The organism is Vreelandella halophytica (assembly GCF_968193635.1).
In genome coordinates this window covers 2,093,856-2,107,026 of the sequence record NZ_OZ309107.1, presented here as the reverse complement: position 1 = coordinate 2,107,026, position 13,171 = coordinate 2,093,856, and the positions used below count along the sequence as shown (strand labels likewise).

Below are 13,171 nucleotides of genomic sequence, written 5' to 3'. Positions count from 1 at the left end.
GAAGACAGCTTTATGAAAAAGCGTAACGCATGGGTGGGCGTGATTTTGCTTGCGCTGCTGCTCGGTGCGGGCGGTCGTGCGCTATGGCTTTGGCTGGACCGGCCCATCGAGCGGGTGTCGATTCGCGGCGAGTGGGACTACGTCAGCGCCGACTACCTGCGCACCCAGCTTGCACCACTGGTGCAAAACGCGACCTGGCTTTCGGCGGATCTGGGCGAGCTGCGCGAACGGGCGCTTGGAATCGGCTGGCTTTTCGAGGTGCGTATCTCTCGGGAGTGGCCCAATGCGCTGGTCTTCGAGCTGGTCGAGCAGGACCCGGTCGCGCGCTGGAACGACGACTTCTTGCTCAACCCGCAAGGGGAGCCGTTTCCGTTCGCACCGCTCGAGGTGCCGCCGGACCTGCCCGACCTGGCCGGGCCCGCGGGCAGTAGCGAAGAGGTGCTCGACTACTATCAGCGCCTGACCCCTCACTTTGCCACGCTGTCGCTAACGCTTTCTCAACTGCGCCTGGAACCCCGCGGCGCCTGGCGCCTACAGCTCGATAACGGCGCCTGGGTCATGCTGGGTCGACGCCAGCACGATATTCGCCTGGCCAGGCTCACGGCCTCCTGGCAGCGCGAGCTTGCAAGCCAGGGCGACCAGATTCGCTATATCGATCTTCGCTACCCCAACGGGGTGTCGGTCGCCTGGCACGGGCAGAGCGATTTCGACGATAGCGAGGAGTAAAAAGCCGCTTTAATGAATAAAGCGGCGCTTGAAAGGTAAAAGTGAGCGTTTGCCAACAAGGAAAACCCGATAATGGGGTTTAAATTATCCGCCAAGCCCATTATCGTGGTGCATGACTGGTCGTATAATGGCCATCGTTTCTATATGATAGGTTTGCTTGCTGATATTTATTTGTGTTGATTTAGTGTTACGTGATCTGATCAGCGCATAACATTCACGGATCGGCAGTGCCTCATGGAGGCCAGCACGGCTTGAGTGCCCGTTGTTTATCTGGATATTTTTAAACGGGCTTTTACTACGCTCGTGTATAAATATACAGGTTTTAAGCGCCATGTACAGACCTGTCACCAGGCATGATTTGGCAAAAGGCGCTGAGTCAATAATGTCACTTTAAAGCGCCGATTCGAAGATGATTCGTTGTGAGAATGAAGTACGCCGAGAAATAAAGTGTGCTGGGAAATAAAGTACGTTGCAGATAGTTCGTCGCAGATAGTTCGTCGCAGATAGTTCGTTGCGGATAGTTCGTGCAAATAGTTCGTCGAGAATAGTCGGCTAACGGCTATCAATGACAGGCAAATGTGTGGATAGGCGGTTGTCGACCATCAACCGCCTATCGTTTACAGGATCACTATAAGGAGATCACCCGACTCATGGCAGGCTCACCCAATGCATCCAATATGGTTGTCGGGCTGGACATCGGAACGTCCAAGGTCGTCGCGATAGTCGGTCAACCCACCGATGACGGTGGAATCGAGATTGCGGGTATAGGCTCTCATCCTTCAAGAGGGATGAAGCGTGGCGTTGTGATCAATATCGAATCGACGGTCCAGTCGATTCAACGCGCGGTCGAAGAGGCGGAGCTCATGGCCGGCTGCGACATCCATTCGGTGTACGTAGGCGTTGCCGGCAGTCACATTAGCTCGATGAATTCAGACGGTGTGGTGGCGATTAAAGAGCGTGAAGTCACCCCGTCTGATATTGATCGTGTTATCGACTCCGCCCGCGCCCGGGCCGTTTCCGAAGGCCAGCGCGTGCTGCACGTGCTGCCTCAGGAATTCTCCATCGACGCCCAGGGCGGCATTCGCGAACCCCTGGGAATGTCGGGCGTGCGTCTGGAGGCTCAGGTGCACCTGGTCACCGCGGCCTTGAACGCGGTACAAAATATCGAAAAGTGTGTCCGCCGCTGCGGGCTTGACGTGGATGCCATCATCCTGGAGCAGCTGGCATCCAGTATGGCGGTGCTCACCGAAGACGAGCGCGAACTTGGGGTGTGCATGGTCGATATCGGTGGGGGCACGACCGATATGGCCATATTCAGCGAAGGCGCGATACGCCACACGGCGGTCATTCCCATCGCCGGTGACCAGGTGACCAACGATATTGCGATGGCGCTGCGTACACCGACCCAGCATGCTGAAGAGATCAAGGTGAAGTACGCTTGCGCGCTGACCCAGCTGGCCGCAAGCGATGAAATGATCAAGGTACCAAGCGTTGGGGACCGCGCATCGCGCGACCTATCCCGCCAGGCGTTGGCGGAAGTGGTCGAGCCGCGCTACGAAGAGCTCTTTACGCTGGTACGCGATGAATTACGCCGCAGTGGCTATGAAGACATGGTGGCCGCCGGAGTGGTACTCACCGGCGGCACTTCGCGTATGGAAGGGGTGAGCGAGCTGGCGGAAGAAATCTTCCACATGCCGGTACGCATCGCCTGTCCGCAAAACGTGCGCGGGCTGGCGGATGTGGTGCGCAACCCCATCTATGCGACAGGCGTTGGCCTTTTGCATTACGCACTACAAGAGGCACGTCACGGACAAGGTCTGGAGAGCCATGGGCGAGTCAGCACGGCGCACAAAGCGCGCGGTGAGCTCGTTCAGCGTGATAGCAGGGATGGTCATTCGGCGCTAGCGAAAATCAAAGGCTGGTTCAAAGGAAATTTCTGACAGGGCCGCAAGCGCGGTTCAGGAGACGGGGCTTATGTTCGAATTGGTAGATAACGCACCCTCGAGCAGTGCGGTCATTAAAGTAGTCGGTGTTGGCGGCGGCGGCGGTAACGCGGTCAACCACATGGTGGAAAGCAACATCGAAGGTGTTGAATTCATCTGTGCCAATACCGACGCTCAGGCGCTCAAGCGCGTATCGGCTAAAACGGTGTTACAGCTGGGTGGCGAGATCACCAAAGGCCTGGGCGCCGGTGCGAACCCCGAGGTGGGGCGCCAGGCGGCCATGGAAGATCGCGAGCGTATCGCTGAGCTTCTGGACGGCGCCGATATGGTGTTCATTACCGCTGGTATGGGCGGTGGCACCGGTACTGGCGGTGCGCCGGTAGTGGCTCAGGTCGCCAAGGAGTTGGGTATTCTAACGGTGGCCGTGGTCACGCGCCCGTTCCCGTTCGAAGGGCCCAAGCGCATGCGCGCGGCGGAAGAGGGCATGAAAGAGCTCTCCGAGCACGTCGACTCACTGATCACCATTCCCAACGAGAAGCTTTTATCCGTACTGGGTAAAAACGCTACGCTGCTGACCGCTTTCAGCGCCGCCAACGACGTGCTGCTCGGCGCGGTTCAGGGTATTGCGGAGCTGATCACAAGCCCTGGTATCATCAACGTCGACTTTGCCGACGTGCGCACCGTGATGTCCGAAATGGGCATGGCGATGATGGGCACCGGTGGCGCCACCGGCGAAAACCGTGCTCGCGAAGCCGCGGAAAAAGCGATACGCAGCCCGCTGCTGGAAGATATCGACCTGCACGGCGCTCGCGGCATTCTGGTCAACATCACCGCCGGCCCGGATCTCTCCATCGGCGAGTTCAACGACGTGGGTGCCACGGTTCAAGAGTTTGCTTCTCAGGAAGCGACGATCGTGGTCGGCACCTCGATCGACATGGAGATGTCCGACGAGCTGCGCGTGACCGTGGTGGCTGCGGGCCTCGATGGCAACAAGCCCAAGCAGGCCGTTCGCGAGCCGGCCACGCGCCGCGCCGCAGCGGAGCCGGCGGACTATCGTAAAATGCAGCAGCCCACCGTGACGCGTCAGCAGTCGGCGGCGCGCGCTGAAGCTCAGGAATCGTCGCCCAAGCCGCGCCCGGAAAAGCGCCGTTCGGCCGAATCCGACGACTACCTGGATATTCCCGCGTTTCTACGTCGCCAGGCGGATTGATTCACGACAGTGCCCTGAGAGCGAGCGTTTTAACCACGACCTATTGGTTAAAGCGCTCGTTTACTGTTAAAGTAAACACTGTTCGATAACCTTTCTTTCCCTCGGCGCGCCGGTCATTTGCCGCGCGGCGCCGTTTTTAGAGTTCTACCACGCCCATGATCAGACAACGCACATTACAAAATGTCATTCGCGCTACCGGAGTGGGTCTGCACTCGGGTAAAAAAGTCCATTTGGCTTTGCGACCGGCACCCGCAAACACAGGGATAGTGTTTGTCAGAACCGATCTGGACCCCGTGGTACACGTTCCTGCTCGCGCCGAGCTCGTGGAAGACACGCGGCTTTGCACCGCGCTCTCCTTCGAGGGTGTCAAAGTGGCGACGGTCGAGCATCTGATGTCTGCGTTTGCAGGCCTTGGAATCGACAACGCCTACGTGGATATCAGCGCCGCGGAAGTACCCATCATGGATGGCAGCGCCAGCCCCTTTGTCTTTCTGATTCAGTCGGCGGGGATTCTGGAGCAGGATGCGCCCAAGAAATTCATTCGTATCAAGCAGCGCATCGCGGTGAGTGACGGCGACAAGGAAGCGGTTTTTCTGCCCTATCAGGGCTTTAAAGTGTCGTTTTCGATCGATTTCGATCACCCGGTGTTCGAGCAGCAAAACCAGCACGCTTTAATCGACTTCTCGACGACCTCCTTCGTAAAGGAAGTCTCCCGGGCGCGCACCTTCGGTTTCATGCGCGATCTGGAGTTTTTGCGCTCCAATAATCTGGCGCTGGGCGGAAGCCTCGACAACGCTATCGTGGTCGATGATTACCGCATCGTGAACGAGGGCGGGCTGCGCTACGAAGATGAGTTCGTCAAGCACAAGGTGCTCGACGCCATCGGTGATCTTTACCAGCTTGGCTTTAGTTTGATTGGCGAGTTCCGTGGCATCAAGTCGGGTCACGCGCTCAACAATCAGCTTTGTCGCGAGCTGCTGGCGCAGCCCGAATCGTTCGAGATCGTGACGTTCGAAGACGAGAAAGATGTCGCACCGATCTCCTACGCCGCACCGGCCATGGCCTGAGGTGTCGGGCAGAAGCACGGGCCCAAAGTAATCCGGGGTGGGCGGTTGAAAAAAACCTACCTTACCCCATTTATAAAGCACCGCTTGCGGTGCTTTATGCGTTTATTCGGGGTTATTTTTACCCTGGGCGTGGGAGGCCAGGCGCTCCAGCGCGCCTTTGAGGCGTGCATCGCGAGTGTCCTCGGCGCACTGGGCAAGCGTTTCACCGGCGCTTTGGGAAAGCGCGCGGGTGTTACGGGTCGGTGCGGTAATCGGGCGTACCGGGCGCACCTTGAAATGAAAGCCGGTGACGGCCTCGAAGCCCGGCAGCTGATGGAGCAGTTCGAGTAGCCGACTTTGCTCGAATCGAAGCCAGGCAAGCCAGCTGGCCTGGCCGCTGATCAGCGTGAGCCGCGCATTGCTGAAGCCGCCGACAAAGATATGCTCGCGCATCTCCTCGGGTAGATGGGCGCGAAGATGACGCTGGGCCTGGTCGATCATGCGCGATTGTCGCAGCAGGTTGCTCACCTCGGACGAGCTTGCAAGTACCTGGTTGATGGGCTGTGCGCGAGAACGCTTAACCTTTATACTCATACGCTTAATTCCATAGAACCGATTCGATACGCCCGCGGCTTCAGCCCGGCGTAAGACAAAGAGCCTACCACGCTCAGGAGCCGACACCCAGCATGCCGCTTAACGCCGCGCCAGCCACTTTGACCGCCCCAGGGCGCGCTCGCCGCTGTGGGCTGGCGCGCTGGTGGCTGGCCGGGCTTTTGGTAAGCTGCCTGCTCCCGGTGGGTCTTTCGCCCGCAAGCGCCGCCAGCCGTGGCGAGCGCGCGGTTTTGGTATGCCTCTGGGTACCCGCCATCTTGCGTGCTCAGTCCCGGCGTATCGCGATCAAGCGCCGCGTCCGACACCTGGTTTGTCGCGTCAAAACCCCCGCCGTACGGTTTTGTAAACGGCTTTGGGATACCTCGTTTATCACGCTTTATAAGGTCGCCGCTCAAGACGTCCTGACCCAGCGCGGACCGCCCCACCAGTAGCTGTCACTCTTTTTTTCGCCGTTTTATTTAACAGGGTGCCCCGCGGGTGCGCTTGAAATGATTTTGGAAGGTTCATGATTAATACACTACTGCGCAAGGCCATTGGTTCGAAAAACGACCGCGACGTAAAGCGCATGAAAAAAAGCGTCCTGGACGTCAACAAGCTGGAAGCCGAAATCGAGGCGCTTGACGACGCCGGGCTTCAGGCAAAGACCGGCGAGCTACGCACCCGTCTCGAGTCCGGCGAGTCGCTGGACAAGCTTCTACCCCAGGCGTTTTCCGTCGTGCGTGAGGCGAGCAAGCGCGTCATGGGTATGCGCCACTTCGATGTGCAGATGGTCGGTGGTATGACGCTGCACAGCGGGCGCATCGCCGAAATGAAAACCGGCGAGGGTAAAACCCTGGTCGCGACGCTGGCGGTTTACCTGAACGCGCTACCCGCCAAGGGCGTGCACGTGGTCACGGTCAACGACTACCTGGCCCGCCGCGACGCCGAGTGGATGCGGCCGCTTTATGAATTCCTGGGGCTCACCGTGGGCGTCATTTTCTCCGGGCAAACCGGCGACGAGAAGCGCCACGCCTACGGCTGCGATATCACCTACGGTACCAACAACGAGTTCGGCTTCGATTACCTGCGCGACAACATGGCGTTCTCCCTCGACGAGAAGGTGCAGCGCGATCTGCACTTCGCCATCGTCGACGAGGTCGACTCGATTTTGATCGACGAGGCGCGCACGCCGCTGATCATCTCCGGCGCGGTGGACGAAAACACCGAGCTTTATAATGTGGTCAATGGTCTGGCCCAGCAGCTCGAGCGTGGCGAAGTGAGCGAAGACGACGAGACGCCGGTGAGCGGCGATTTCGTGCTCGACGAGAAGCAAAAGCAGGTCGAGCTCACCGAGCAGGGTCACAACAAGGTCGAAGAGATGATGCGCGCCCAGGAGCTTTTGGGCGAAAACGACTCGCTCTACGCCGCGCAGAACCTGAACCTTTTGCAGCACGTGCACTCGGCGCTTCGCGCGCGCTACCTGTATCAGCGCGATGTGGACTATATCGTCGTCGAAGGGCAAGTGGTGATCGTCGACGAACACACCGGGCGCAGCATGCCCGGGCGGCGCTGGTCAGAAGGCTTGCACCAGGCGGTGGAAGCCAAAGAAGGGGTGACGGTCCAGCGCGAAAGCCAGACGCTTGCCTCCACGACCTTCCAGAACTACTTCCGCTTGTACGATAAGCTGGCGGGGATGACCGGCACCGCCGATACCGAAGCCTTCGAATTCCGTCAGATCTATGGCCTCGATGTGGTGGTGATTCCCACCAACCGGCCGCTGGCGCGTAAGGATCTCAACGACCTTGTCTACCTAAGCGGTGAAGAGAAGTTCGAAGCGATCATCAAGGACGTTCAGGCCGTGACCGAAGCCGGACGCCCGGTGCTGGTGGGTACCGCCTCGATCGAAACCTCGGAGTATCTTGCCAAGCTGATGCTCGAGGCGGGCGTCGAGTTTAGCGTGCTCAACGCCAAACAGCACCAGAGCGAAGCCGAAATCATCGCCCAGGCGGGTCGTCCAGGGGCGGTCACGATCGCCACCAACATGGCGGGCCGCGGTACCGATATCGTGCTCGGCGGTAACTGGGAAGCCGACGCCGCCAAGCTCGACAACCCAAGCGATGCGCAGCTTGCCGAGCTCAAGGCCGAGTGGCAAAAGCGCCACGACGCGGTGCTCGAGGCCGGCGGCCTTCACGTGATCGGTTCCGAGCGCCACGAGTCCCGGCGTATCGATAACCAGCTGCGCGGCCGGGCCGGTCGTCAGGGCGACCCGGGCTCCACGCGCTTCTTCCTGTCTTTGGAAGACAGCCTGATGCGCCTGTTCGGCTCGGACCGGGTCAAACGTTTGATGCAGGCGTTGGGACTCGAGCGCGGCGAGGCGATCGAGCACAAGATGGTCTCGAACGCCGTCGAGCGCGCCCAGAAGAAGGTCGAAGGGCGTAACTTCGATATTCGTAAGCAGCTTCTCGAGTATGACGACGTGGCCAACGACCAGCGCCGCGTGATCTACGAGCAGCGTAACGACGTATTGGGTTCCAACGACGTTTCCGAAGCCGTGATCGGTATTCGCGAAGAGGTCATGGAAAGCACCATCAGCGACTTCGTGCCGCCCCAGAGCCTGGCGGAGCAGTGGGACCTGGCCGGACTCGAAGCGCACTTGAAAACCGAGTTCAACCTCGATGCGCCGGTCACCCAGTGGGCAGAAGAGGACGAGCGCTTCAGCGAAGAGAAGCTCAGAGAGCGCCTGCAAACCATGCACCGCGAAGCGTATGACGCCAAAATCGCCGCCGCCGGCCAGACCCTCATTCAGCGCTTTGAGAAGCAGGTCATGCTGCAGGTACTCGATACCCGCTGGAAAGAGCACCTTCAGTCGATGGATCACCTGCGCCGGGGTATTCACCTGCGCGGCTACGCCCAGAAAAACCCCAAGCAGGAGTACAAGCGCGAAGCATTCGAGCTTTTCCAGCATCTGCTGACCAACATCAAGGCGGACGTCACGCGGATTTTGAGCCACGTTCAGGTGCGCCAGCCCGAAGAGGTGGATGCCCTCGAGCAGAAGCGCCGCGAAGACGCCGCCCGGGAAAAGGCCGCCGCTTCCGAGGCCCAGCAAGTACCGGAGCAAGCCAGCGAAGCGGTCGCACCTGCTACCGCCGGCGCCGAAGCCCAGCCCCAGCGCCGCGAAGGGCCGAAGGTCGGTCGCAACGATCCGTGTATCTGCGGGTCGGGTAAAAAATACAAGCAGTGCTGCGGCAAGCTTCAATAGCCCGCTCTCGGTTTAAGGCGAGAATCGGTTTACGTTAAAGGAGAAGAGCATGGCGGTGGGTCACTATCCGTTTCCACAAATGCCGCCCCTCAAGGGGGTGCGGCTTGGGTCTGCCATGGCGGGGATAAAAAAGCCTCAGCGCCGTGATCTCGTCGTCATCGAGCTGCCCGGCACCGCCACCACGGCGGGGGTGTTTACCCAAAATGCATTTTGCGCCGCGCCGGTGATGGCGGCAAAGGCGCATTTGCAGGATGAAAGCGCGACGCCACGCTACTGGGTCATCAATACCGGCAACGCCAATGCGGGCACCGGTGAAGCGGGTATCAAAGACGCGTACCAGACCTGCCAGGCGCTGGCGGATCAGGCCGGCGTTTTTAAACACCAGGTACTGCCGTTTTCGACCGGCGTGATTGGCGAGCCGCTGCCCATGGAGCGCCTGTTGGCCGGTCTTCCCGCCGCCTTCCAGGCGCTGGACGATGGCCCTGAGGCCTGGGCATTGGCCGGGGAGGGGATTTTAACCACCGACACCCGCGCCAAGGGTGCCACGGTGACCGCAGAGATCGACGGCCAAGCCTTTAACATCAATGGGATCACCAAGGGCTCGGGCATGATCAAGCCCAACATGGCGACCATGCTGGGCTTCGTGGTCACCGATGCGAGCATCGAGCAGCCCCTGCTGGCCCGGCTTCTGCGCGAAACCGTGGAGGAATCCTTCAACGCGATTACCGTGGATAGCGACACCTCGACCAACGATGCCTGTATGCTGGCCGCCACCAACACCGGCGTACGGGTGGAAACCGATGAGCAGATCGCGGTATTCAAGCAAGCGCTTGGCCAGGTAATGACCCGGCTTGCCCAGTCGATCATCCGCGACGGTGAAGGCGCCACCAAGTTCGTCACCCTCGAGGTGGACGGCGCTGAGAGCGTCAAGGAGGCGCGAGACGTCGCCTTTACCGTGGCCCATTCGCCGCTGGTGAAAACCGCGCTGTATGCCTGCGACGCCAACTGGGGGCGTATTCTGGCCGCCGTTGGCCGCGCGCCGGTCGAGGCCTTCGATGTCAGCCGGGTGGTGATCGACCTGGGCGATGTCCGGCTGGTCGAACACGGCGGCCGAGCGGCGAGCTACTCGGAAGCCGCGGGTAGCCGCGTGATGGCCGAAGAAGAGATCACGATCCGTATCCAGCTCGGGCGGGGCGATGCCCGCGCCACGGTGTGGACCTCGGATCTTTCCCACGATTACGTATCGATCAACGCCGACTATCGAAGCTAGCCGGCGCCTGGTCGAGTAGCGTTTATAGTAAAGTTTAGTCCTGTGCAGTTAAGCGCTACGCGATGTCATAGCGCTCCAATGTGGAAAACACGTAATGAATGTAATGGTAAAACGACGGGTTCACGTCGCCGCGGCCGCCATCGTTAGCGCGGACAAGAAGCATGTGTTGATCGCCCGCCGGCCTTCCAACGTGGATCACGGCGGTCTATGGGAGTTTCCCGGGGGCAAGCTGGCACCTTACGAAACCGGTCTTGAAGGGCTCAAGCGCGAGCTTCACGAGGAGCTTGGCGTCGAGATCCGCCGTGCCCAGCCGCTCATTCGCGTTCATCACGAGTACAGCGACAAACATATCCTGCTCGATGTTTGGCTGGTGCATGAGTTTGCCGGCGAGCCTTTCGGGCGTGAAGGCCAGGCGGTGCGCTGGGTCGCGATGGAAGACCTGGCCGGCTACCCCTTCCCGGCGGCTAACCTGCCGATCTTGCGCGCGGTCATGCTGCCCAAGGAGTATCTGATCACCGGGGAGGAGCCCGACGATGAGCGCTTCGAGGCGCTGTTGCGCCGCGCCCTCGACGAAGACGGCGTGCGCCTGGTCCAACTGCGGGCCAAGGGGCTCGAACGCGATGCTTATCTCAAGCGCGCCGAGAAGGCACTGGCGCTTTGCCGCGAATTCGGCGCCAGGCTGTTGCTCAACGGCGAGCCGGATTTTTTGGAGCAGGTGGAGGCCGATGGTATTCATCTGACCAGCCAGCGCCTGATGGAGCTGGAGCGCCGTCCCATTGCCGAGGGCAAGTGGCTGTCGGCATCGACCCACGACGAGGAGCAGCTCGACAAGGCGCGAGGCCTGGGATGCGACTTCGTTACCCTTTCGCCGCTTCGCACGACGCCTTCGCATCCGGATGTCGCGCCCATGGGTTGGCACGACTTTCAGCAGTTGGTCGAGCATGCCGGCATGCCGGTTTTCGCCCTCGGTGGCATGACCCGCTTTGACGCCAACCACGCGCGCGCGGTTGGCGCCCAGGGCATCGCGTCGATTCGCGATTTCTGGAAGTAACCTGGCCTTTCGAGCGCCCCGGTTAGGGGCTGCTCGAAAGCGCTAGCATAAGGCATCGAAAAGCACCGGCGTCCTTGAGGGCGTCGGTGCTTTTGTTTAATCGCGGTAGCGGCGGGTCAAGTCAGCGTAGGCATCGACCCGGCGGTCGCGAAGAAACGGCCAGATACGCCGGGTATCCTCGCTTTTAATCATATCGAGGGTGGCCACGAGCTGCTCGGTGCGCGTCGAGGCGTGGGCCAGAAACTCGCCCTGGGGGCCGCAGATGAAACTGCCGCCCCAGAAGTCGACCCCGGCGCCGACCCCGGAGTGGTCTGGCTCGAAACCGACCCGGTTGGCGGCCAGTACCGGCAGGCCGTTGGCGACGCCGTGGGCGCGCTGCACCAGCGTCCAGGCGTCCTTCTGGCGCGCCTTCTCTGCATCATCGTCATTCGGGTCCCAGCCGATGGCGGTGGGGTAGAGCAGTAGCTCTGCGCCGGCCAGCGCCATCAGGCGTGCCGCTTCCGGGTACCACTGATCCCAGCACACCAAAACGCCAAGCCTTCCCACCGAGGTGTCGATGGGGGTAAAGCCTTCACCCCGGGCGGCGTCGACATCGCCCGGGGTGAAGTAGAATTTCTCATAAAAGCCCGGGTCGTCGGGGATATGCATCTTGCGGTACTGGCCCACTCGCCCCTTGGCGCCGTCATACACCACCGCGGTATTGTGGTAGAGCCCGGCGGCGCGCTTTTCGAAAATCGAGCCGACCAGCACGATATCGAGCTCCCGGGCCAGGGCCGCCAGGCGCTGGCCCGTGGGGCCATCCAAAGGCTCGGCCAGGTCGAAAAGCGCCGGGTCTTCGTACTGGCAGAAGTAGTGCGTAGCGTGAAGCTCCTGCAAAAGCACCAGTTTCGCCCCTTGGGCTGCGGCGTCGCGCACGCCTTTTTCACTCTCGGCCAGGCTCTGGGCCTTATCCGGCCAGGCCGCTTGCTGGATCACTGCCACGCTCAAAGTGTTGCTCATGGTGCCTCCTCGAAAAGGGCCTGGTTAAGCGTGCCCTTGGGTAGCTGCATGGTTAGACAATGCAGGCTACCGTGTTGGCGAATCACGCTTTGACACTCGATGGGAATGATGGCGTGTTCGGGGAACGCGCTGGCCAAAGCGTTCAATGCCGCCAGGTCGTTGGCGTCGGCGTAGGTAGGCACCAGTACGGCGCCGTTGATGATGGTGAAGTTGGCGTAGGTGGCCGGCAGGCGGTGGCCATCCTCGGGGTCGAACGCCGCCGCGGGCCAGGGCAGGGCGATCAAACGGTAGGGCTCACCGTTTGGCTGACGAAACCCCTCTAGTTCGGCTTCCATCGCTTTGAGCGCCGGATAGTGTGGGTCTGTCTCGTCGTCGCAGCGCACGTAAGCAATGGTCGTGGGGCTGCAAAACCGGGCCAGGGTGTCGATGTGGCTGTCGGTATCGTCGCCGGCCAGGTAGCCGTTTTCGAGCCACAGTACCCGGTCGACGCCCAGATCCGCTTTTAGCGCGCGCTCGAGCGCCTCGAGGGAGTAGTCCGGGTTGCGGTTCGGGTTTAAAAGGCATGCTTTAGTGGTTAAAAGCGTCCCCTGACCATCGGTTTCGATACCGCCACCTTCCAGCACCAGCGACTTGCTCACCACCTTGCAGGCCCAAACTCCTTTGCTATCGAGGGCTTTCGTCAAGGCATCGTCGCGGCGAGCGGGGAACTTGCCGCCCCAGCCGGTAAAGGTGTAGTCGAGAAGTGCCATTTCACCGTCCGCGCGGATCACCCCAAGCGGGCCGTGATCCCGCGCCCAGGTATCGTCGGTGGCGGCTTCGATGAGCAGCAGCCGCGCGCGGGAAACGCCCAGGGTGGCAAAACGTTCGCCAAGACGCGTCTTTGTGGCGGTATCCGGTACGCTGACGACAACGCGCTGATAGCGCACAGCGGCCAGCACGATGCGCTCGAGCGTCGCCTCGATACGCTCTAAAAGGGGCTGCCAGTCGCCGTCCGGGCGCGGCCAGGTGAGCTGCAGGCCATCCTGGGGGTGCCATTCCGGCAGTAAACGGTCAGTAGGGTGTGCCAAGATTGCATG

At 60.8% G+C, this 13,171-nt stretch carries 11 protein-coding genes; 8 read left to right on the top strand and 3 right to left on the bottom strand.

The window, feature by feature from the left end:
- Positions 1 to 12: 12 nt before the first annotated feature.
- From ACWHXT_RS09885 to lpxC, 4 genes are all read left to right on the top strand, one after another.
- Positions 13 to 726, top strand: a complete 714-nt coding sequence (locus ACWHXT_RS09885) for a cell division protein FtsQ/DivIB (RefSeq protein ID WP_447926190.1) — start codon at positions 13 to 15, stop codon at positions 724 to 726.
- A 650-nt stretch (positions 727 to 1,376) separates the two neighbouring features.
- Positions 1,377 to 2,666 (top strand): cell division protein FtsA, encoded by a 1,290-nt coding sequence (ftsA, locus tag ACWHXT_RS09880; RefSeq protein WP_447529011.1) that lies wholly within the window; start codon positions 1,377 to 1,379, stop codon positions 2,664 to 2,666.
- 34 nt (positions 2,667 to 2,700) lie between these two features.
- Positions 2,701 to 3,879 (top strand): cell division protein FtsZ, encoded by a 1,179-nt coding sequence (ftsZ, locus tag ACWHXT_RS09875; protein WP_447529010.1) that lies wholly within the window; start codon positions 2,701 to 2,703, stop codon positions 3,877 to 3,879.
- A 155-nt stretch (positions 3,880 to 4,034) separates the two neighbouring features.
- On the top strand, positions 4,035 to 4,946 hold the full coding sequence (lpxC, locus tag ACWHXT_RS09870) for a UDP-3-O-acyl-N-acetylglucosamine deacetylase (RefSeq protein WP_447529009.1): 912 nt from the start codon (positions 4,035 to 4,037) through the stop codon (positions 4,944 to 4,946).
- 102 nt (positions 4,947 to 5,048) lie between these two features.
- On the opposite strand, the gene ACWHXT_RS09865 is transcribed toward lpxC, so the two are convergent.
- The gene (locus tag ACWHXT_RS09865; RefSeq protein WP_447955709.1) at positions 5,049 to 5,519 is read right to left on the bottom strand and encodes a DUF721 domain-containing protein; all 471 of its coding nucleotides are present in this window, start codon (positions 5,517 to 5,519) and stop codon (positions 5,049 to 5,051) included.
- A 92-nt stretch (positions 5,520 to 5,611) separates the two neighbouring features.
- Between ACWHXT_RS09865 and ACWHXT_RS09860 the strand changes: the two genes are divergently transcribed.
- From ACWHXT_RS09860 to ACWHXT_RS09845, 4 genes are all read left to right on the top strand, one after another.
- The gene (locus ACWHXT_RS09860) at positions 5,612 to 5,968 is read left to right on the top strand and encodes a hypothetical protein (RefSeq protein WP_447955708.1); all 357 of its coding nucleotides are present in this window, start codon (positions 5,612 to 5,614) and stop codon (positions 5,966 to 5,968) included.
- Between the two features lie 74 nt (positions 5,969 to 6,042).
- Positions 6,043 to 8,775 (top strand): preprotein translocase subunit SecA, encoded by a 2,733-nt coding sequence (gene secA, locus ACWHXT_RS09855; protein WP_447955707.1) that lies wholly within the window; start codon positions 6,043 to 6,045, stop codon positions 8,773 to 8,775.
- A gap of 49 nt (positions 8,776 to 8,824) precedes the next feature.
- On the top strand, positions 8,825 to 10,045 hold the full coding sequence (gene argJ / locus ACWHXT_RS09850) for a bifunctional glutamate N-acetyltransferase/amino-acid acetyltransferase ArgJ (protein ID WP_447955706.1): 1,221 nt from the start codon (positions 8,825 to 8,827) through the stop codon (positions 10,043 to 10,045).
- A gap of 103 nt (positions 10,046 to 10,148) precedes the next feature.
- Positions 10,149 to 11,096: a Nudix family hydrolase gene (locus tag ACWHXT_RS09845; protein WP_447958026.1), complete on the top strand. Its 948-nt coding sequence runs from the start codon at positions 10,149 to 10,151 to the stop codon at positions 11,094 to 11,096.
- A gap of 96 nt (positions 11,097 to 11,192) precedes the next feature.
- Here the strand turns inward: ACWHXT_RS09845 and ACWHXT_RS09840 are convergent, their stop codons facing one another.
- A complete protein-coding gene (locus ACWHXT_RS09840) occupies positions 11,193 to 12,095 on the bottom strand; it encodes a carbon-nitrogen hydrolase (protein ID WP_447926185.1) in 903 nt (300 codons plus the stop codon).
- Complete coding sequence (locus tag ACWHXT_RS09835; protein ID WP_447955705.1) at positions 12,092 to 13,162, bottom strand: agmatine deiminase family protein; 1,071 nt, start codon at positions 13,160 to 13,162, stop codon at positions 12,092 to 12,094. Before ACWHXT_RS09835 ends, ACWHXT_RS09840 begins: the two co-directional genes overlap by 4 nt.
- Between the last annotated feature and the right edge of the window lie 9 nt (positions 13,163 to 13,171).

Excerpts from the sequence above, each read along its gene's own strand:
- ACWHXT_RS09885 (WP_447926190.1), top strand. The coding sequence starts at position 13 with ATGAAAAAGCGTAACGCATGGGTGGGCGTGATTTTGCTTGCGCTGCTG.
- ftsA (WP_447529011.1), top strand. The coding sequence starts at position 1,377 with ATGGCAGGCTCACCCAATGCATCCAATATGGTTGTCGGGCTGGACATC.
- ftsZ (WP_447529010.1), top strand. The coding sequence starts at position 2,701 with ATGTTCGAATTGGTAGATAACGCACCCTCGAGCAGTGCGGTCATTAAA.
- lpxC (WP_447529009.1), top strand. The coding sequence starts at position 4,035 with ATGATCAGACAACGCACATTACAAAATGTCATTCGCGCTACCGGAGTG.
- ACWHXT_RS09865 (WP_447955709.1), bottom strand. The coding sequence starts at position 5,519 with ATGAGTATAAAGGTTAAGCGTTCTCGCGCACAGCCCATCAACCAGGTA.
- ACWHXT_RS09860 (WP_447955708.1), top strand. The coding sequence starts at position 5,612 with ATGCCGCTTAACGCCGCGCCAGCCACTTTGACCGCCCCAGGGCGCGCT.
- secA (WP_447955707.1), top strand. The coding sequence starts at position 6,043 with ATGATTAATACACTACTGCGCAAGGCCATTGGTTCGAAAAACGACCGC.
- argJ (WP_447955706.1), top strand. The coding sequence starts at position 8,825 with ATGGCGGTGGGTCACTATCCGTTTCCACAAATGCCGCCCCTCAAGGGG.
- ACWHXT_RS09845 (WP_447958026.1), top strand. The coding sequence starts at position 10,149 with ATGGTAAAACGACGGGTTCACGTCGCCGCGGCCGCCATCGTTAGCGCG.
- ACWHXT_RS09840 (WP_447926185.1), bottom strand. The coding sequence starts at position 12,095 with ATGAGCAACACTTTGAGCGTGGCAGTGATCCAGCAAGCGGCCTGGCCG.